At 66.6% G+C, this 17,875-nt stretch carries 19 protein-coding genes; 7 read left to right on the top strand and 12 right to left on the bottom strand.

What is annotated here, in order from left to right:
* Positions 1-10: 10 nt before the first annotated feature.
* Together K410_RS0128585 and K410_RS0128580 are read left to right on the top strand one after the other, a co-directional pair.
* Entirely contained in the window at positions 11-625 is a 615-nt protein-coding gene (locus K410_RS0128585) for a CGNR zinc finger domain-containing protein (protein ID WP_028138047.1), read from the top strand.
* A gap of 153 nt (positions 626-778) precedes the next feature.
* Positions 779-1,723 (top strand): LysM peptidoglycan-binding domain-containing protein, encoded by a 945-nt coding sequence (locus tag K410_RS0128580; RefSeq protein ID WP_028138046.1) that lies wholly within the window; start codon positions 779-781, stop codon positions 1,721-1,723.
* A gap of 38 nt (positions 1,724-1,761) precedes the next feature.
* Here K410_RS0128580 and K410_RS0128575 read toward each other — a convergent pair whose 3' ends face one another.
* A complete protein-coding gene (locus K410_RS0128575; protein WP_028138045.1) occupies positions 1,762-2,835 on the bottom strand; it encodes a tartrate dehydrogenase in 1,074 nt (357 codons plus the stop codon).
* Positions 2,836-2,988: 153 nt separating this feature from the next.
* On the opposite strand from K410_RS0128575, the gene K410_RS0128570 reads away from it, so the two are divergent.
* On the top strand, positions 2,989-3,813 hold the full coding sequence (locus tag K410_RS0128570; protein WP_028138044.1) for an aspartate dehydrogenase: 825 nt from the start codon (positions 2,989-2,991) through the stop codon (positions 3,811-3,813).
* Between the two features lie 172 nt (positions 3,814-3,985).
* Here the strand turns inward: K410_RS0128570 and K410_RS0128565 are convergent, their stop codons facing one another.
* From K410_RS0128565 to K410_RS0128525, 9 genes are all read right to left on the bottom strand, one after another.
* A complete protein-coding gene (locus tag K410_RS0128565) occupies positions 3,986-5,290 on the bottom strand; it encodes a PQQ-dependent sugar dehydrogenase (protein ID WP_028138043.1) in 1,305 nt (434 codons plus the stop codon).
* A 142-nt stretch (positions 5,291-5,432) separates the two neighbouring features.
* Positions 5,433-5,642: a hypothetical protein gene (locus tag K410_RS0128560; protein ID WP_028138042.1), complete on the bottom strand. Its 210-nt coding sequence runs from the start codon at positions 5,640-5,642 to the stop codon at positions 5,433-5,435.
* Positions 5,643-5,879: 237 nt separating this feature from the next.
* Positions 5,880-6,506 (bottom strand): methyltransferase family protein, encoded by a 627-nt coding sequence (locus tag K410_RS0128555; RefSeq protein ID WP_028138041.1) that lies wholly within the window; start codon positions 6,504-6,506, stop codon positions 5,880-5,882.
* Between the two features lie 29 nt (positions 6,507-6,535).
* Complete coding sequence (locus K410_RS0128550) at positions 6,536-7,567, bottom strand: NAD-dependent epimerase/dehydratase family protein (protein ID WP_028138040.1); 1,032 nt, start codon at positions 7,565-7,567, stop codon at positions 6,536-6,538.
* A 28-nt stretch (positions 7,568-7,595) separates the two neighbouring features.
* Positions 7,596-8,114: an Mpo1 family 2-hydroxy fatty acid dioxygenase gene (locus K410_RS0128545; RefSeq protein ID WP_028138039.1), complete on the bottom strand. Its 519-nt coding sequence runs from the start codon at positions 8,112-8,114 to the stop codon at positions 7,596-7,598.
* A gap of 171 nt (positions 8,115-8,285) precedes the next feature.
* The gene (locus K410_RS0128540; RefSeq protein WP_028138038.1) at positions 8,286-8,951 is read right to left on the bottom strand and encodes an OmpA family protein; all 666 of its coding nucleotides are present in this window, start codon (positions 8,949-8,951) and stop codon (positions 8,286-8,288) included.
* Positions 8,951-9,364, bottom strand: a complete 414-nt coding sequence (locus tag K410_RS0128535; protein ID WP_028138037.1) for a hypothetical protein — start codon at positions 9,362-9,364, stop codon at positions 8,951-8,953. Before K410_RS0128535 ends, K410_RS0128540 begins: the two co-directional genes overlap by 1 nt.
* A gap of 88 nt (positions 9,365-9,452) precedes the next feature.
* Positions 9,453-9,740 carry a type II toxin-antitoxin system HicB family antitoxin gene (locus K410_RS0128530; RefSeq protein ID WP_028138036.1) on the bottom strand — a complete coding sequence of 96 codons (288 nt, stop codon included), beginning with the start codon at positions 9,738-9,740 and terminating at the stop codon, positions 9,453-9,455.
* Between the two features lie 9 nt (positions 9,741-9,749).
* The gene (locus K410_RS0128525; protein ID WP_028138035.1) at positions 9,750-12,344 is read right to left on the bottom strand and encodes an ATP-dependent helicase; all 2,595 of its coding nucleotides are present in this window, start codon (positions 12,342-12,344) and stop codon (positions 9,750-9,752) included.
* A gap of 234 nt (positions 12,345-12,578) precedes the next feature.
* Here K410_RS0128525 and K410_RS38065 point away from each other — a divergent pair, with 234 nt between their 5' ends.
* Complete coding sequence (locus tag K410_RS38065) at positions 12,579-12,752, top strand: DUF1328 domain-containing protein (protein WP_028138034.1); 174 nt, start codon at positions 12,579-12,581, stop codon at positions 12,750-12,752.
* 3 nt (positions 12,753-12,755) lie between these two features.
* Here the strand turns inward: K410_RS38065 and K410_RS0128515 are convergent, their stop codons facing one another.
* Complete coding sequence (locus K410_RS0128515) at positions 12,756-13,262, bottom strand: thioesterase family protein (RefSeq protein ID WP_028138033.1); 507 nt, start codon at positions 13,260-13,262, stop codon at positions 12,756-12,758.
* An 85-nt stretch (positions 13,263-13,347) separates the two neighbouring features.
* Here K410_RS0128515 and K410_RS0128510 point away from each other — a divergent pair, with 85 nt between their 5' ends.
* On the top strand, positions 13,348-14,772 hold the full coding sequence (locus K410_RS0128510; protein WP_028138032.1) for an FAD-binding oxidoreductase: 1,425 nt from the start codon (positions 13,348-13,350) through the stop codon (positions 14,770-14,772).
* 51 nt (positions 14,773-14,823) lie between these two features.
* Positions 14,824-15,180 (top strand): hypothetical protein, encoded by a 357-nt coding sequence (locus tag K410_RS0128505; RefSeq protein WP_028138031.1) that lies wholly within the window; start codon positions 14,824-14,826, stop codon positions 15,178-15,180.
* 52 nt (positions 15,181-15,232) lie between these two features.
* Here K410_RS0128505 and K410_RS0128500 read toward each other — a convergent pair whose 3' ends face one another.
* Positions 15,233-16,708: a caspase family protein gene (locus tag K410_RS0128500; protein ID WP_049820370.1), complete on the bottom strand. Its 1,476-nt coding sequence runs from the start codon at positions 16,706-16,708 to the stop codon at positions 15,233-15,235.
* Positions 16,709-16,895: 187 nt separating this feature from the next.
* On the opposite strand from K410_RS0128500, the gene K410_RS0128495 reads away from it, so the two are divergent.
* On the top strand, positions 16,896-17,873 hold the full coding sequence (locus tag K410_RS0128495) for a hydroxyacid dehydrogenase (protein WP_028138029.1): 978 nt from the start codon (positions 16,896-16,898) through the stop codon (positions 17,871-17,873).
* Positions 17,874-17,875 lie beyond the last annotated feature (2 nt).

Here is a 17,875-nt window from a genome sequence, read left to right as displayed (position 1 = left end):
GGATCCGCGCATGTACCGCCCGCCCGCCATGTTCGTCGCCGACTCGCTGGGTCTCGATTTCCTCAACTCGGTGGCGACACCGGTCGATACGCCGATCGACTGGATCGACGATGGCGATGGCCTGATCGACTGGCTGGAGCAGGCGAAGCTGGTGCCCGCGGATGAGCTGCACGTATTCCGGGCGGGCGCGAAGCCGGGCGAACTGGACAAGGTCGCAGATCAGGCGCGCGCCTTGCGCGAGTGGTTCAGGGGATTTGTCTTGGAGCATGCAGGCCGGCCGCTGACCGTGGAGGCGCTGCGCGAGCTTGGCCCCTTGAACAGCCTCCTGGAGCGCGATGAGGCCTTCCTGAAAATCGCGCCTCGCCACGGTGAGGAAGGACTTTCGCTGCAAGGGATGCGGCGCTGGCGATCGTCGGAATCACTGCTGCTGCCGGTCGGTGAAGCCTTGGCCAAATTCGTCTGCGAGGAGGACTTCTCTCACGTGAAGGCGTGCGAGGGCCATAACTGCACGATGCTGTTCGCCGACCATACCCACAGGCGCGCGCGCCGCTGGTGCGTGATGGCAGTCTGCGGCAACCGCGCCAAGCAGGCGGCGCATCGCAGCCGGCTCAAGAGCAGGCAGTGATGGTCGGAAGCGGCCCATTCCGCAGGTCACAGAGTCTTGATGCGCGCGGCGGTGCGTCGCGTTCCAGTTCCCGCGCCCCAAAATCCGCTAAATCGGACGCCACTAAGCGAGTCAGGGGAGGCCTCTGCCTCTCGTGGTGGGACTGCTGAACTGATGATTGATTTGAGGCGGCTCCTCGTGCTGGCGGTGGTTGCGCTGCTCGCCTTCGGCACCGGCACGGCCGCTGCCGCACCAGCCAAGTCCAAGACCAACGCGGCCGCCCCCGCTGCGCCGCCCCCGACTCCGCCGTTCGAGCCATTGTCCCCGCCGAAAATCTATCTGTTCCGCGGCGCCATGGGTCCCATCTTCTCGACCGGCATGGATCGGCTCGAAGAAAAGCTAACGAAGGCCGGCTTCTCGGCCAACGTCTACGAATTCACCATCTGCCGGTGGATCGGCGATCGCGCCATCTCGAGCTACAAGGAATCGCCGGCGCCGATCGTGCTCATCGGCCATTCCATGGGCGGGCTCTGCTCGATCGTCATCTCCGAGATGGCGGCCAAGGAGAACATCCCGATCAGCCTCGTCATTGCCATCGATCCCGCGCATGCGACCGGCGACGTGCCGCTCAATGTCGAGCGCTTCATCAACATCTTCCTCTCCGACAGCGTGCTCGGCGGCGGCGACGTCGTCGCGGTCCCCGGCTTTCGCGGCCATTACGCGAGCTACGACCTGAAGGAGAACGCGCGGGTCTCGCACATCAACATCGAGAAGTCCGACGACATTCATCGCCAGATCGTCGAGATGGTGACGCGGCTGCCGCGCATTCCACCGCAGACCGAGGCCGATGCCGTGCCGCTGCGCTATCTCGTGCCTGCGGATACGTTGGTCGAATTGTGGGATTCCGGTGTGCGGGTCCCGGTGCGCCGCGGCGACACCATGGAGAGCATCGCCGCCGCCAATCGCGTGCCGCTGTGGACGCTCGCGCAGAGCAATTCGCTTGCGGAGAATGCACAGCTCACGCCCGGGCAAACCATCATCGTCCCGCGCCACCTGACGCCGCCCGAGCCCGCAGCCGCGATGGCGATGCCGCCGGCGGCTCCGGCGAAGCGGAAGTAGCTGCTTCGTCTCCCCCGCGTGCGAGGAGAGGGAGAGACCTACACATTCGTTCCGTGGATCGCCTCGACCACGGCGTCCGTGACTTCCTTCGTCGTTGCCTTGCCGCCGACGTCGGGCGTCAGCACGCCGGCCGCGCAGACGCGCTCGACCGCCGCCATCAGGCGGGCTGCGGCGTCCTTCTCGCCGAGATGCTCGAGCATCTGCGCGCCGGTCCAGAAGGTCGCGACCGGGTTGGCGATGCCCTTGCCGGTGATGTCGAAGGCCGAACCGTGAATCGGCTCGAACATCGAGGGGAAGCGGCGCTGCGGATCGATGTTGGCGGTCGGCGCCACGCCGAGGCTTCCCGCCAGCGCGCCGGCAAGGTCCGAGAGGATGTCGGCGTGCAGATTGGTCGCGACGATGGTGTCGAGGCTCTTCGGATGCAGCGTCATGCGCACGGTCATGGCGTCGACCAGCATCTTGTCCCAGGTGACGTCGGGGAATTCGCTCGCGACCTCGGCGGCGATCTCGTCCCACATCACCATGCCGTGGCGCTGGGCGTTCGACTTGGTCACCACGGTCAGGAATTTGCGCGGGCGCGACTGCGCGAGCTGGAAGGCATAGCGCATGATGCGGGTGACGCCGACGCGGGTGAACACGGCGACTTCGGTGCCGACCTCTTCCGGCAGGCCCTTGTGCGCGCGACCGCCCATGCCGGCATATTCGCCTTCCGAATTCTCGCGCACGATCACCCAGTCGAGGTCGCCGACACCGACATTGCGCAGCGGTGAGGCGACGCCGGGCAGAATCTTCGTCGGCCGCACATTGGCGTATTGGTCAAAACCCTGGCAGATCGGCAGGCGCAGGCCCCACAGCGTGATGTGGTCGGGCACGTCGGGGGCGCCGACCGCGCCGAAATAGATCGCGTCGAACTTCTTCAGCTCGCTGAGACCGTCCGCCGGCATCATCACGCCGTGCTTTTTGTAGTAATCGGAGCCCCAGTCGAACGTCTTGACGTTGAAGGCAAGGTCGCCGCTGCGTTTCGCGAGAGCCTCCAGCACGCGGATCCCGGCCGAGATCACCTCGGGGCCGATGCCGTCGGCGGGAATGGCGGCGATCGAATGAGTGCGCATCAGGACCTCCATCGGGACACATCAGCGGTTCGCGCCAGGGGATCAGTCCAGGCCGCAGCGAGGCTTGGCGGGTCGGCAAGGCAAACCAATTCGGGCTGGCTTATACAGAAAATGTTGCGCTATGACATCATCCAACGCGAAAGCAGGGATGCCATGTCCGGACCGGAAGCCACCAACCAATTGCGGGTTGCCATCGCGGGGCTGGGCTCGATCGGCACCAAGGTCGCGACCGCGCTCGATCAGGGCATCGAGGGACTGACCCTGTCGGCCGTTGCGGTGCGCGATCCCGCCAAGCATCAGGCTTTGATCAGCAGCCTGCGCCGCCCGCCACAAGTTCTGCCGATCGAGCAGCTCGGCGAGGTCGCCGACATCGTGGTCGAATGCGCGCCGAGCCATCATTTACGGTCCATCGTCGAGCCGGCGGTGAAGCGCGGTAGGGCCGCGGTCGTGGTCAGCGTCGGCGGCCTGCTCGACAATTTCGACCTCGTCGATCTCGCCCGCGCCAATGGCGGCCGCATTCTGGTGCCGACCGGCGCGCTGATCGGGCTCGATGCCGTCAACGCCGCCGCGGTCGGCACCATCCGTTCGGTGCAGATGGTGACGCGCAAGCCGATCGACGGGCTGAAGGGCGCGCCGTTCATCGTCGCGAACAACATCGACATCGACAATCTGCGCGAGCCGCTCAAGCTGTTCGAAGGCAGCGCGCGCGAAGCGGCGAAGGGCTTTCCGGCGAACGTCAACGTCGCCGTCGCGCTGTCGCTGGCGGGCATCGGTCCCGATCGGACCCGGATCCAGGTTTGGGCCGACCCGACCGTGACGCGCAACGTTCACCGCATCGAGGTCGAGGCGGATTCGGCGCGGTTCTCGATGGGCATCGAGAACATCCCGTCGGAGAATCCCAAGACCGGCCTGATCACCGCGCTCTCGGTGATTGCGCTGCTGCGCAAGCAGCGCGCCACGCTGTGCGTGGGGACGTGAAGGGGATCAAGGCGACGCTGCGTCCTCTCTCCCGCTTGCGGGAGAGAGTCTCTCCGCAACGGGACACTCCCCCAGAGGAAAGAACCCTCACACGCGTCGCTTCGCTCCGCGACCTCTCCCGCAGGCGGGAGAGGTGCAGCCAGTCCGCGGCGCTGATCTCGCCTATTTCGGCCTACACCCCCGTCACGCGCCAGATCACGTTGCCGACGTCGTCGGCCATCAGCAGCGACGTTTTGTCGGGGCCGATCGCAACGCCGACCGGGCGGCCGTAGGATTCCTTCTCGTCGGGTGACAGAAAGCCCGACAGGATGTCGCGACCGGGACCGGACGGCTTTCCGTTCTCGAACGGGACGAATACCAGCTTGTAGCCGGACAGCTTGCTGCGATTCCACGAGCCGTGCTGGCCGATCACCATGCCGTCGCCGAAGCCGGGCAGGGTGCCCGCGGGCATCCAGCACAGGCCGAGCGAAGCGGTGTGGCCGCCGAGCGCATAGTCCGGTTGCAGCGCCTTGGCGACCATCGCCGGATCCTGCGGCACGCGGTCGTCCACGGTCTTGCCCCAGTAGCAATAGGGCCAGCCGTAGAAGCCGCCGTCGCGCACCGAGGTGAGATAATCCGGCGGCGTCTCGTCGCCGAGCCCGTCGCGCTCGTTGACGACGGTCCAGAGCACGTTCGTGTTCGGCTCCCAGGCAAGGCCCACGGGATTGCGCAGGCCCGCGCCGAAGATGCGGTGCGTGCCGGCGACGAGGTCGAGCTCGTACACTGCGGCCCGGCCTTCCTCGACCTCCATGCCCATCTCGGCGATGTTGCTGAGCGAGCCGACGCCGGCATAGAGCTTGGTGCCGTCGGGACTGGCGAGCAGGCTGCGCGTCCAATGTCCGCCCGGCTTGAACGTCGTGAGCCTCTTGCCCGGCGCGGTGATGCGGTCGGCGCCCGCGACATAGGGAAACGCCATCACGCCGTCGGTGTTGCCGACATAGAAGGTGCCGCCGACCAGCGCCATGCCGAAGGGCTGGCTCAGGTTCTCCATGAAGGCGCCGCGGTGTTCGGCGATGCCGTCGCCATCCTTGTCGCGCAGCAGCGTGATGCGGTCGGCGGACACGCCAAGCGCGGCGGCCCGGCGCATCGTCGCCTGCATCGCATAGTGGAACACGCTGCGGGGGGCGCCTGCGATCTGGGTCGCCTCCGCGATCAGCACGTCGCCGTTCGGCAGCACCTCGATCCAGCGTGGATGGTCGAGGCCTGTCGCGAACGCATTGACCTTGAGTCCGGGAGCGACGGTCGGCTTCTGGCCCTCACGCCAGCCGCGCGCACTCGGCATCTTCAAGGTCGGGATCGCGCCTTGCGGTTTCGCTTCGGGAATGGCGGGGGTCTCTCCCCAGGCCGGCGCGGGCTCGGTGCCCGTCATCTTGCGCCATTGCAGCGCGACGCCGCCGATGATCGCGACGAACTGCGCGAAGATGCTGGAGAAGGTCATGAGGAGCCCCTGTTTGCGCGCGCATCCAACTGGCTGGCGGGGCAGACGTCAACCGGTGCGGCCTGCCGCCGGGGCCCAATCCCGCGGAATGGCAGCCGATCGAATTTGCATGGGGCGAGCGCCGACGAATAGTGCCCGGAGATCAGCGGCCAATCTGCCGCTCCAACTGCCGTGCCGCACGAAAATCGTCGAGATGCTGGATGTTCGGCGCCAGCGCGGCCTCCCTGGACAGCAGGTGATAGACCCGCGCGACCGTGCGCTGCTTCTGCTTCGACCGCCCAGGCGGCAGCGCGCGCGCCTTGCGCAGGGCGGCGATCGCGTGCGCGCGAAAATAATCGTAGGCATCCGACATGGCTCGATGCTCTGCACATGTTGCAGGTGTCGAGGGGTAACGGGCGAATGGAGGGGCGGTTCCTTGTCGCTGGACGATACGTCCGTGCCCCGGACGCGGCGCAGCGCGTCTTCGCGGTGCGCTGCGGAGCCGGGGCCCATCTCACAGCGTTCCTATGTTGCCTTGGGTCCCGGACGCGCAGCAACGCTACGCGTTGCAGCGCGTCCGGGACACGAGAGTGAGGCAGTTGCTACGCCCTTACCGCGGCGAGAGGAACGGAATGATCATCGGCACGCGGCGGCAATAGGCGCCGTAGGCGTCTTCGCCGAGCTCCTTGGAGAGGAACACCTCTTCCATCCGGCCCTTCTGCCACATGCCGAGCGAGATCAGGATCGCGCCGAGGATCGTCGTCACCAAGCCGATCGCAACGCCGGTCACCAGCATGCCGAAGATCAGGCCGGTGTAGATCGGGTGACGGACGATACCGTAGGGGCCGGTGTCGATGACGCGGTGGTCTTCCTTGTGGGTGATGGTGTTGGACCAGAATTTTCCGAGATGCAGCCGGCCCCACCAGGCGAAGGCAATGCCGGCGACTGAGAGGACCGCAGCGATGATGATGCCGGTGTTGCCGAGCACCCAAAGCGGCTTCCAGCCCATCGCTTCCGCAATGAACGGCGTGTACAGGATGCCGCCGACCAGGATCGGCAGGCGATAGCGCTGAGACTCCAGCGTCATGACCTGCTTCTTGGTCTGCCCCTGCCAGAACGAGGCGCCGACCCAGCTAGCCAGAAAAGCGAGCCAGATCAGGGCGAGCAGTTGCGTCGGCCAGGTCGTGGTCCAACCACCCCAGGCGACAGAGAGAAGCTTGCTGAAATCGAAAGACATGAAGGTTCTTTGCGTTTGAAGCGGCGGCGTCAGCCCGCGCGCGAGGAGAGCGCGCGATGCTCGATGGCGCCGGTGGGCTGCTGGCCGTTGCGGGCGAGCAGGTGGGTGATGGTTTCGCGCAGCACCGGCTCGATCGGACGCGGCGAATAGCCGAGCTCGGTGCGCGCCTTGCCGATCGAAAGATCGCTCGCGGCGAGCGCGATGCGCACGCCCTCGGCGGTGCCGTTGGGGGGCCTGCGCGTGAAGTTGTCGGCCAGATATTCGAGCATGATGCCGGAGAGCTCGGCGAGCCTGCCGGGCACGACGATCGGGTACTGCCGGCGGCCGCTCATCGCCGACATCATCCGCAGGATGTTGCCGAGCGGAACGCAATCGCCGCCGAGGATGTAGCGCTGGCCCTGGCGGCCACGTTCCATGGCCAGCACCAAGCCCATGGCGACGTCGCGGACGTCGACGAGGTTGACCAGGAAGTTGAGATGCGGCTGCACCTTCTTCTGGAGGAAGTACCAGAGCATCGCGGTCGGCGGCGTCAGATTGTGGTCGGCCGCGCCGATCGGCATGGTCGGCGTGCCGATCACGAGCGGAAACCCCCTGGCCGCGGCCTTTGCGGCGCAATGCTCGGCGAGGGACTTCGAGCGCGTATAGGCGCCGGGCATGGCGTCGGCCGGCTGCAGCGCCTCTTCGGCGGGAATGCCTTTGAGGTCGGAATAGGGGAACAGGATCGATTCCGTCGAGCAGTGCAGAAAGCGCGACACGCCGCGCTTCATTGCGGCCGCGAGCACGATCTCGGTGCCGCGGCAATTGACCTCGTGAAAGTCCTGCTTGTTGGCGACCCACATGCCGGGCAGACCGGCGAGGTGATAGACCTGATCGACCCCGGCGAGCGCCGCATCGACCGCGGCGCCGTCCAGCACCGAGCCATGGACGTGTTCGACGTCGGCGTTCGCCGCGGCCGGCGCACGGACGTCGAGAACACGCACCCGCTGCCCGCGGGCGCGGAGCGCTTCGACGAGATGATGTCCGATGAAGCCACTGCCACCGGTAACCAGGACGAGAGCCATGCAGAAGGTTGCTGTTTCGCTTCTAGAGCTATCGGGTTGAAAGGGAATTGGTCGGAAGAGGCGCCAGAATCGCGGCAAGGTCGCGACGGAAGCCCAAGGCAATGAACAATTTTGCCATCACGAACATCGGTCCAAGGAAAAGATGCGAAGGAAAAGTGAACAGCGAGGCTTCGCGCCCCTCAAAAACCTTGTGGCCGATGGTCTGCGCGGCGAGGCCGAGCACCACCAGCGCAGCGAAAATCGCCCACATCGCCGCGGTGCTGACCTGCGCCGCGATGGTCGACGCAACCGAAAACAGAACGATGGAGACCGCGAGAATGCCGATCCCGAGCGCCACGTCGAGCAGCAGCCAATAGATCAGAACCGGCAAGGCCAGGATCACCGCAAGGCTGACGTCGAAACCGAACAGCGGAAGCCTGACCAGCGTCAGCGGCAGCACCGCGCCGGTGAACAGCAGGAGAATACCGACCACATGCATCGCCGTGTTGCGGGGATCGCGATGGTACTCGACGTAAACGGCAAGTTGGCGCTGGAACAAGCCACCCATTTTGGTCTCATGCAGCACGGGATCGGGAAGGGCGAGCAGTCGCTATAGCACTGGACCGGGCGGTGCACAAACCGGCACTATTGTCGCGCAAGGCCGTATGGGTGCGTGCTGGACAGGCCCCAAAACGATCAGGACTTCAAAAGGTTCCGCCAGGCGCGCAGCCGTCTCCGCTCAGCGCTTCTTGGCGGGCTTTTTCGCCGCAGGCGCCGGCGCCGCCGGATGAGGCGGCTCCTCCGGCAGCTTGGCGTAGGTCAGGATTTGCAACTGGCCGTTGACGGCCGAAGTCGGCCTGGCCCGGTCGAGCAACTGCTCCTCGCCGAGGCCGATCGGATGCAGGCGCTTGGTCGAGATCTTGAACGTGTTCACCAGCACGTCGCGGATCGCGTCGGCGCGGCGCTGGCTCAGGATCGCATTGGCCTCGCGCGTCTTCGAATTGGATTCGACATGGCCGACGATCAGGAACGTGTAGGGCAGCAGCGAGGAATGAACCAGCGCGTCCGCGATGCGGCCGACGGTCTGGTAGGAGGCCGGCTGGATGATGGGCGTGTCGGCATCGAACTGGATCTGCGCGTTGAAGGCCGGCAGCCTGGCGAGATCGGGCGCGATCAGCGGCCGGTTCACGGGTCCCGGATCGTTCTTGATCCTGGTCTTGGCGCGCTCCATCACCTGCTGCTTCAGCGCGGGCAGATCGACCTCGGCAGCCTGCTCGAAACGGTTCAGCTTGGCGACGATGTCGTCGCGGGTCGGTGCCGCCGTCTGCGCACGTGCAGGGCCGGCGAGCAGCGCGAAGCCCAGCGCGATGCCCAGTCCCGCGGTGGTGAGCCGTTTCGCGCGCATCAGCGATACCCCGCGTCGTCAACGGCTTTCAGGCAGTTGTTGCTGATGCCCTTGGGGGTCGAGACCAGGCAGGGGACCGACTTGCTGGTCTCCTTGGTCGAGCCGCCGCAGACCTTGACGATCTCGCGCTGGCAGGCGTTCGCCACGGTGACGCGCGCGGCAACGCGCTTCTGAATGGCGTCGAAGACGCCGAGATAGTCGCTCGCGCATTGCGGCGAGAGCACGTCGCGGTTGCGCGACAGGCATTCCTTCAGCCGGTTCGAATCCGGGTTGACGCCGCGGCAATTGGCGACGATTTCCGCGCCGCAGCTCGCCGCCAGCTTGCCGATCGAATCGCCAAAGCTCATGGTCTCCGCCGCCGCCAGCGACGGCATCCCCAATGCCAGCAAGATCAGTGCGATGCCCCGGACCATGGCCGCATCTGATACGGGGAAGTTGGCGATGGTCAAGACCTGTTCGGCGCAGAACCGTCGAAGGCGAGGGGAGTGCGGCGAACAATCCTCACTCGGCGGCGTCGAGGGGCGGCCATTCGATCAAGGCGACCGTGTGGTCTCTGAGGTCACCGGCCACATCGACGTCTGCCTTGAGCTCGTCCAATGTCCGCGGCGGGGGAAGCGCGCGGCCGTCAGCGGCGAGGTCCTGAGCGTAGAGCGCGAGGGCCTCGGGCGCATTCTCCAGCGCTTCGTCGATATCGTCACCTCCCGAAAAGCAGCCGGGCAGGTCCGGAAACCACAGGTTCACGGCTTCGTCCGGCTCGGTATCCTCGATGATGGCGACGTACTGAGCCATATCGGGGCCTCACGCCCGCTGCACGAAACTGTCCACGACCTTCTTCTCGCCGGCCTTGTCGAAGGCGATGGTGAGCTTGTTGCCGTCGATCTTGGTGACGCGGCCGTAGCCGAACTTCTGGTGGAAGACGCGGTCGGACAGCGAGAATTCCGACGTCGTGCCGGTCGACTTGGCGACCAGCTCGCCCTCGATCGTCAGCGGACCGCGACGGCGCGAGGCGAAGCTGCCGAAATCGGGCCCCGATGATGATGAGAACGTCGCGGCTTCTTCCTCGAAGCCGCCGCTTCGGCCGCCGCCATTGCGGCCGCCGCCGCGGTTGCGGTTGGCCTGGGCGCGCTGCCAGCCGGGCGTGGTGTAGCTGGAGCCGAACGCCTCCATGTCGTCGAAGCGCGAGGCGCCGTAGCCGCCGGTTCCGCCCCAGGCCGAGCCGCCCTTGGACTCCGTGATCTCGACATTGGCCGCCGGCAATTCGTCGAGGAAGCGCGACGGGATCGTGGTCGACCAGGTGCCGTGGATGCGCCGGTTGGTGGCGAAATAGATCATGGCGCGGCGGCGGGCGCGGGTCAGGCCAACATGGCCGAGCCGGCGCTCTTCTTCGAGGCCCGCGCGGCCCTGCTCGTCCAGCGTACGCTGGCTCGGAAACAGGCCTTCCTCCCAACCGGGCAGGAACACGTTGTCGAATTCGAGGCCCTTGGCCGAGTGCAGCGTCATCAGCGACACCGCGTCCTCCTCGGCGCCGCCCTCGCGATCCATCACCAGCGAGATGTGTTCGAGGAACCCTTGCAGGTTCTCGAACTCCTCCATCGAGCGCACCAGCTCTTTCAGATTCTCCAGCCGGCCCGCGGCGTCCGCCGAACGGTCCTTCTGCCACATTTCGGTATAGCCGCTCTCGTCGAGCACGATCTGGGCGAGATCGGTGTGTGCGGTGACCTCGCGCTGGGCGCGCCAGCGGTCGAACTGGGCCACGACGTCGCGAAGCGAGCCGCGCGCCTTCGGCTTCAGCTCGTCGGTCTCGACCACCGCGCGGGCCGCTTCGAACAGGGGGATGCGGCGCTTGCGGGCGTGGTCGTGCAGCATCTGCACCGTGGCATCGCCAAGGCCGCGCTTGGGCACGTTGACGATGCGCTCGAAGGCGAGGTCGTCGGCCGGCGAGTTGATGACGCGCAAATAGGCCAGCGCGTCGCGGATTTCCGCGCGCTCGTAGAAGCGCGGGCCGCCGATGACGCGGTAGGGCAGGCCGAGCGTGACGAAACGGTCTTCGAACTCGCGCATCTGGTAGGAGGCGCGCACCAGGATCGCGATCTCGTTGAGCTTCTCGCCGCGACGCTGCAGCTGCTCGATCTCCTCGCCGATGCCGCGCGCTTCCTCCTCGGAATCCCACGAGCCTGTGACCGTGACCTTCTCGCCGTCCTGGTCCTCGGTGCGCAGCGTCTTGCCGAGCCGGCCTTCATTGTGCGCGATCAGGTGCGAGGCGGCGGCGAGGATGTGGCCGGTCGAGCGGTAATTGCGCTCCAGGCGAATGACCTTGGCGCCGGGGAAATCGTGCTCGAAGCGCAGGATGTTGTCGACCTCGGCGCCGCGCCAGCCATAGATCGACTGGTCGTCGTCGCCGACGCAGCAGATGTTCTTGGTGGGCGCCGCAGAAGCAGCCGCCAGCGCCGCTCGCTCCGTCATTCCGGGATGCGCCGCAGGCGCAGACCCGGAATCCAGAGCTGAGGGCTCATCTCGGGATTCCGGATTCGGCTCTTCGAGCCGCTCCGGAATGACAGTGTGAGCGGCTGGCTTCGACGGCGCCTGCGACAGCAGCCGCAGCCACAGATATTGCGCGACGTTGGTGTCTTGATACTCGTCGACCAGGATGTACTTGAAGCGCTGCTGGTACTGCCGGAGGATATCCGGGTGCTCGCGGAAGATGCGGATGTTCTCGAGCAGGAGATCGCCGAAATCGGCCGCGTTCAAGATCTTCAGCCGCTCCTGATAGCTCGCATAGAGCTTGCCGCCCTTGCCGTTGGCGAACGTGGCGGCTTCGCCCGAGGGCACCTGCGAGGGCGTCAGGCCGCGGTTCTTCCAGCCGTCGATCAGGCCGGCGAGCATGCGCGCCGGCCAGCGCTTGTCGTCGATGTTCTCGGCTTGAAGCAGCTGCTTCAGCAGCCGGACCTGGTCGTCGACGTCGAGCACGGTGAAGTTCGACTTGAGCTGCGCCAGCTCGGCGTGGACACGCAGGATGCGGCCGCCGATGGAGTGGAAGGTGCCGAGCCAAGGCATGCCCTCGACGGCATGGCCGAGCATCTGGCCGAGCCGGTGCTTCATCTCGCGCGCGGCCTTGTTGGTGAAGGTCACCGACAGGATCTCGGCGGGACGGGCGCGGCCCTGGCTCAGGATATGGGCGATGCGTGTCGTCAGCACGCGGGTCTTGCCGGTGCCGGCGCCGGCCAGCACCAGGACCGGGCCCTCCAGCGTCTCCACAGCCTCGCGCTGCTCCGGATTGAGCCCTGACAGATATTGCGGGCCCACCGAGGCGCGCGCACGCGCGGCGATGCCGCCGGCTGCGGGCTGGTGGTCGGGTACGCCTGTGATCTTGCTCGGCTCGGTCATGCGAATCATTGGCCCCACGATGGCACCGCGGGGTGGCGGAAGGGAGCCTTCTAACAGGGATGGTGGCTATATGGGGCGGCGAAAAGAGGTTTTCCACGTGCGCGGCGGGCCAATTTGTTCCCGTGCGCCTTGCGAATTTCCTCCTTGACCGGGTCGGAACCATCGTTCCCGCCTTGAGATTGTCTGGCAGGTGGTGCGGCAAGCCGCGCCGGACGCAGACAACATCAAGACGAGGGTTTGACCATGCTAGGCTGGGTTGTGACGTTTCTGGTTATCGCATTGATCGCCGGCATCCTGGGCTTCGGCGGCGTCGCCGGCGCTTCGATCGAGATCGCCAAGATCATCTTCTTCATCGCGGTCGTTCTGTTCCTGGTCTCGGCCGTGGTCGGTTTGGCGCGCGGCCGCAACAGGGTATAGCGTTCACCGCTTCGAGGGCATCGCCACGTTCCGGCCGATGCCCTCGGGCCGCGGCACCGCGCTGTGGGCCTTGGTGACTGCAGCGATGCGCTCGCTGATGTCGGGCGGAAACGGCGCGACGCGCCGCGCATTCATGTCCATGTGCAGCGACATGTTCTCGGACGTGGCCGACAGCCAGCCCTCGGTCGCGTGCCGCATCTCCTCGAACGTGTGGATCCGCTTGTCGTCGGCTTCCAGCACCCAGGCGAAGATCTGCACGGGATCGCCGAGGTGGATCTCGCGCAAATATCGCACGTGGCATTCGGCGGTGAAACTCGAGCCGCCTCGCTCCTTCATGTAGGCCGGCCCCATCCCGAGCTCGAGCCAAAGCTGGTCGATCGCGCGGTCGAACATCACGTTGTAATAGGCCATGTTGAGATGGCCGTTATAGTCGATCCATTGCGGTTCGATCTGCATGATCGAGGCGCGGAATGGCTCAGGCGTTGGGGCGGTGGCGGCACTCTCCGGCATGCTTCATTCCCTAGCTATGCGTCCGGTCGCTTGACTTGACCGGCTTTATGTCCTTTGCCACGGTTCTTCTGTCGGGAGGAATTCCGTGGGCACCACCATCACCAATAATCCGCCGCGGCCGGAGCCGAAAGCCCTCGCGAGCGCGCTGGAGCAGCTCGCCGCACGCTTCGGCAACCGCCTCATCACCTCGCAGGCCGTGCGCGAGCAGCATGGCCATACCACCACCTGGCTTCCCAACCAGCCGCCTGACGGCGTGGTGATGGCGCAGGAGACCGCCGACATTCAGGACGTGGTGCGGATCTGCGCCAAGAACCGTGTCCCCGTCATTCCCTTCGGGACCGGCACCTCGCTCGAGGGCCAGGTCAACGCGCCCGCCGGCGGGATCTCGATCGATCTGCGCGACATGAACAAGGTGCTCGCGGTGCATGCCGAGGACCTCGACTGCGTGATCCAGCCCGGCGTCACCCGCAAGGCGCTCAACGAGCATCTGCGCGACCAGGGTCTGTTCTTCCCGATTGATCCCGGCGCCGATGCTTCGCTCGGCGGCATGGCATCGACCCGTGCCTCCGGCACCAATGCGGTGCGCTACGGCACCATGCGCGACAGCGTGCTGGCGCTGAAGGTGGTGCGCGGCGACGGCGAGATCATCACCACGGGCACGCGGGCCAAGAAGTCGTCCGCCGGCTACGACCTGACGCATCTGTTCGTCGGCGCCGAAGGCACGCTCGGCATCATCTCGGAATTGACCATCCGACTGCGCGGCATTCCCGAGACGATCGCGGCGGGCGCGGTGTCGTTCGCGAGCGTGCACGGGGCCTGCCAGGCCGTCATCCTGGCGATCCAGACCGGCATTCCCGTCGCGCGCATCGAGCTGCTCAACGCCGCGCAGGTGAAGGCCTGCAACGCCTATTCCAAGCTGACGCTGCCGGAGACCCCGCTGCTGCTGATGGAATTCCACGGCAGCGAGATCGAGGTCGCCGAGCAGTCCAAGGCGTTCGGCGAGATCGCCAGAGATTGCGGCGGCGGCGATTTCTCCTGGACCACCAAGCCGGAAGACCGCACCAAGCTGTGGCAGGCGCGGCACGATGCCTATTGGTCCGTGAAGGCGCTGCGGCCCGGCGACAGCATCGGCGTGGTCGCGACCGACGTCTGCGTGCCGATCTCGCGGCTTGCCGACTGCGTCAGCGAGACCGAGGAAGATCTCAAGCGGCTCAACCTGCTGTCGCCGATCGTCGGCCATGTCGGCGACGGCAATTTCCACTGCTCGCTGGTCTGCGACACCAACGACGCGGGCGAGATGGCGCGCGGCGAGGAGTTCATGCATCGCCTGGTCGAGCGCGCGCAGGCGATGGACGGCACCTGCACCGGCGAGCACGGCATCGGTCAGGGCAAGCAGAAATATCTGAAGGCGGAGCTCGGCCCCGAGGCGCTCGACGCCATGCGGGCCCTGAAGAAGGCGCTCGATCCGCTCAACATCTTCAACCCGGGCAAGATCGTGCCGGAGCCGTAGCGCGCAGCGTAGGCGCCCTTTATGCTCGCTCCATCAGTGACGGAGCGGGCAATGCGCTGGTTCGCGCGAAGGACGCGAGGGAACATCTGGGACGAAGCGATCGATGCACCGCTCGGCGACATCGAAGCCGCCGCGCGCATCCGCGCGATCTGCGATGCCGCTGCCGCGAGCGCGGCAGATTCCGCGCAGCCCGGCCAGCGTGAGCGCTACGAACGTGCCGCCCGCGTCGCGATGGAAATCGCCATGAAGATCGCAGACGATCTGATGCGCGACGATGCGGTCCGCCGCATCGTCGACCTCTGCATGAAGGCCGACGACGCCAAGACCGCGCAGATCCTGTTTCGGGCGATTCAGGCCGGCTGGGTCCGGGAGGCCGTGCAGCGCGACTATCCGGCGCTGGCGCAATAGAACCGGCCCGCGCAAGGCGCGGGCCGGTGCGGCGTCCATGCTCGAGATCGTCTCAGTACCTGCGGTTGTAGTCGCCGCGGTAATGATCGCCGCCGCCGCGGCTGCCCATTCCCACGCCGATGCCGATCCCGATGCCGACGCCCTGCATGATGGCACCGGGCGGCGGGCCGGGGGGCGGGGCGCGCTCGTAGACCACGTCGTCGGGCGGAGGCCGGCGCTTCGGCGGCGTCTCGACCACCTTGCGCTTTGGCGGCGTGTCGTCGACGCGCTTCTTGATCACGGGCGCGACGCTCGGTTTGGCCGGCGTTGCCGGCGCCGTCGGGGCCGAGCACGGGCAGGTCGGAGCCATCGCGACCGCGACCGGGGTCGCCGCGGCGGCGACAGGCACGCCATAATTGCGGTTCTGCACGCGCAGCAGCAGCCGGCGAGCGGTCGCGGCGAGGTCGCTGTTGTCCCAGTTGGCCAGATAAGCCTCGAACGAGGCGCGGGTGTTGATCGCGGTGGCGCGCTCCCAGGCCAGCATCTGCCGGCGCCGTTCCAGCACCGTGCGCAGGCGCGGCGTGCGGGCGTCCTGTGCGTACAGCTCGATATAGGCCTGATACGCCTCCACGGTGTCCTCGGTGATCACCAGCTCATAGGCGGCCATGGCCGGCTTGCCCTGCAAGGTCTTGCGCCAGTCCTCGACGCTGCGCGTGCCGCCGGCGAGCGCCATCGCGGAGGCGCCGGGAACGGCGGGCGTGTTGCCGCTGCTCTCGCCGAAGAACCTGAAGTCGGTGGTCAGCGAGGAGCTTTCCCACGGGATCTGCCGTCCGTCGGTCGATTGCGCGACGGCGACGCGGATGCGCTTGAACACTTCCTCGATCGGCAGATTGGGCTGCTTGGCGATGGTCAGCGCGGCCGCGGTGTAGGGGCTGTCGATGCCGTTGCCGTCCTCGGCTTCGGCGCCGGGCGAGGTCGAATAGGAGATGAAGGAGCCGGGCGCGCCGGCCTTGGTGTCGACGATCGCAAGGCCGTGGCCGGCGCCGCTCAGCGCCGGGAACGGATTGTTGCGGCAGGCATCGAGCATGAAGATGCGCGCGCGTGTCGGCAGCGCGCCGAGCGTGTTGAGCAGGTCGTTGAGGCGCACGCCCTGGAGCGGAATGTCGGCCTCGCGCTTGGGGTCGAGATCGACCGGAACGAGATAGTTCTCGCCGTCGATTTGCAGGCCGTGGCCGGCATAGAACACCAGCGCGACGGTGTCGGCGCCGCTGGCGCCGACCTTGCCGGCGAAATCCGAGATCGCCGCGCGCATTTCATTCTGTCCCAGATTGGCCGCCGTGGTGACGGTGAAGCCGGCATTGCCGAGCAGCTCCGTCATGCCCTTGGCGTCGTTGGCGGCGTTGGGCAGCTCGGGCACGGTGCGATAGGCGGACTGGCCGATCACCAGCGCAAGCCGCGCTTCGGCCGCCGCCTCCGTCGGCGTCATCAACTGGGCGAGGGTGAAAAAACCGCATGCAACGAGCAGATTGGAAAAGACTGGGTGGCGCATGATGTCACCTCCAACGGCAATACGCGCGATGATGTCACTTTTCCTAGAGGGCCGCCATCTATCCGTCTGTGCGCTGGGTCACGCTACGCGCTGCGGCAAATTGTGACAGGATGCCTGCCGCAGCCGGCGTTGTGCCAGGTCTCGACGGTCGCTGCCGCGGGCATTCGGTGATGGAAGGAGTCCAGTCGTGAAGGTTCTGCTTGCTCACACGCCGGAGATGCGGCGCAACTATTACGGCGACCGCAGCTTGAACGGTTTGCGCGCGGCCGCCGAGGTCATCCTGCACGAAAGCGACCAGCCGCTGGACGCCGCCGGCCTCGTGCGGGCCGCGAAGGACGCCGACATCATCGTCGCCGATCGCATGACGGAAGGCCGCGGCGAAATCTTCGCCGAGCTGCCGCGTCTGCGCGCCTTCGTCCGCTGCGCCGTCGATATCCGCAACGTCGATGTGGAAGCGGCCTCGAAGGCCGGTGTGCTCGTCACCCGCGCCGGCCCCGGCTTCGTGCAAGCCGTCGCCGAGCTCGCGCTCGGCTTCATGGTCGATCTCTCCCGCGGCGTGTCGCGGACGACGGCGGACTACCAGGCCGGCCGCAAGCCGGAGGCGCGGATGGGCCGCCAGCTTGCCGGCAGCACGATCGGCATCATCGGTTATGGCAGCATCGGGCGTTATCTCGCCGGGATCGCAAAGATGCTGCGCATGGAGGTGCTGGTCTGCGACCCCTTCGCCGATGTCAGCGATGCCGCGATCCGGCAGGTCGGCCTCGACCAGCTGCTCGCAGCATCGGATTATGTCGTCTGCCTTGCGATCGCCAACGAGCAGACCGAGAATCTGGTCAATGCGGCGGCGCTGGCGCGCATGCAGAGGCATGCGTTCTTCATCAATCTCTCGCGCGGCAATCTCGTCGACGAGCCGGCGCTGGCGCAGGCGTTGCGCGAGAACCGCATTGCCGGTGCAGCGATCGACGTCGGCCGCGCGCCGGACCAGATGCCGACACCGGAGCTCGCAAAGCTGCCGAACGTGATCGCCACCCCGCATGTCGGCGGGCTGACGCCACAGGCAATCGAATATCAGTCGCTGGAAACCGTGCGGCAGGTCGAAGCGATCGTGAAGGGCGAGGTGCCGCCGGGCGCGGTGAACGCCGAGCACTGGACGCGGCGGCCATGAAC

The organism is Bradyrhizobium sp. 22, from assembly GCF_000482425.1.
Taxonomy (GTDB): Bacteria; Pseudomonadota; Alphaproteobacteria; order Rhizobiales; family Xanthobacteraceae; genus Bradyrhizobium; species Bradyrhizobium japonicum_B.
The sequence above is the reverse complement of the archived record's forward strand: the minus strand, read 5'-3'. Positions and strand labels throughout refer to the sequence as shown.

Bases quoted from the DNA above. Each gene is read 5' to 3' on its own strand.
- K410_RS0128535 (WP_028138037.1), bottom strand. From the start codon at position 9,364: ATGGTCCGGGGCATCGCACTGATCTTGCTGGCATTGGGGATGCCGTCG.
- K410_RS0128550 (WP_028138040.1), bottom strand. From the start codon at position 7,567: ATGGCTCTCGTCCTGGTTACCGGTGGCAGTGGCTTCATCGGACATCAT.
- K410_RS0128560 (WP_028138042.1), bottom strand. From the start codon at position 5,642: ATGTCGGATGCCTACGATTATTTTCGCGCGCACGCGATCGCCGCCCTG.
- K410_RS0128585 (WP_028138047.1), top strand. From the start codon at position 11: ATGTACCGCCCGCCCGCCATGTTCGTCGCCGACTCGCTGGGTCTCGAT.
- K410_RS0128555 (WP_028138041.1), bottom strand. From the start codon at position 6,506: ATGTCTTTCGATTTCAGCAAGCTTCTCTCTGTCGCCTGGGGTGGTTGG.
- K410_RS0128515 (WP_028138033.1), bottom strand. From the start codon at position 13,262: ATGCCGGAGAGTGCCGCCACCGCCCCAACGCCTGAGCCATTCCGCGCC.
- K410_RS0128540 (WP_028138038.1), bottom strand. From the start codon at position 8,951: ATGCGCGCGAAACGGCTCACCACCGCGGGACTGGGCATCGCGCTGGGC.
- K410_RS0128575 (WP_028138045.1), bottom strand. From the start codon at position 2,835: ATGCGCACTCATTCGATCGCCGCCATTCCCGCCGACGGCATCGGCCCC.
- K410_RS0128570 (WP_028138044.1), top strand. From the start codon at position 2,989: ATGTCCGGACCGGAAGCCACCAACCAATTGCGGGTTGCCATCGCGGGG.
- K410_RS0128580 (WP_028138046.1), top strand. From the start codon at position 779: ATGATTGATTTGAGGCGGCTCCTCGTGCTGGCGGTGGTTGCGCTGCTC.
- K410_RS0128505 (WP_028138031.1), top strand. From the start codon at position 14,824: ATGCGCTGGTTCGCGCGAAGGACGCGAGGGAACATCTGGGACGAAGCG.
- K410_RS0128545 (WP_028138039.1), bottom strand. From the start codon at position 8,114: ATGGGTGGCTTGTTCCAGCGCCAACTTGCCGTTTACGTCGAGTACCAT.
- K410_RS38065 (WP_028138034.1), top strand. From the start codon at position 12,579: ATGCTAGGCTGGGTTGTGACGTTTCTGGTTATCGCATTGATCGCCGGC.
- K410_RS0128525 (WP_028138035.1), bottom strand. From the start codon at position 12,344: ATGATTCGCATGACCGAGCCGAGCAAGATCACAGGCGTACCCGACCAC.
- K410_RS0128500 (WP_049820370.1), bottom strand. From the start codon at position 16,708: ATGCGCCACCCAGTCTTTTCCAATCTGCTCGTTGCATGCGGTTTTTTC.
- K410_RS0128565 (WP_028138043.1), bottom strand. From the start codon at position 5,290: ATGACCTTCTCCAGCATCTTCGCGCAGTTCGTCGCGATCATCGGCGGC.
- K410_RS0128530 (WP_028138036.1), bottom strand. From the start codon at position 9,740: ATGGCTCAGTACGTCGCCATCATCGAGGATACCGAGCCGGACGAAGCC.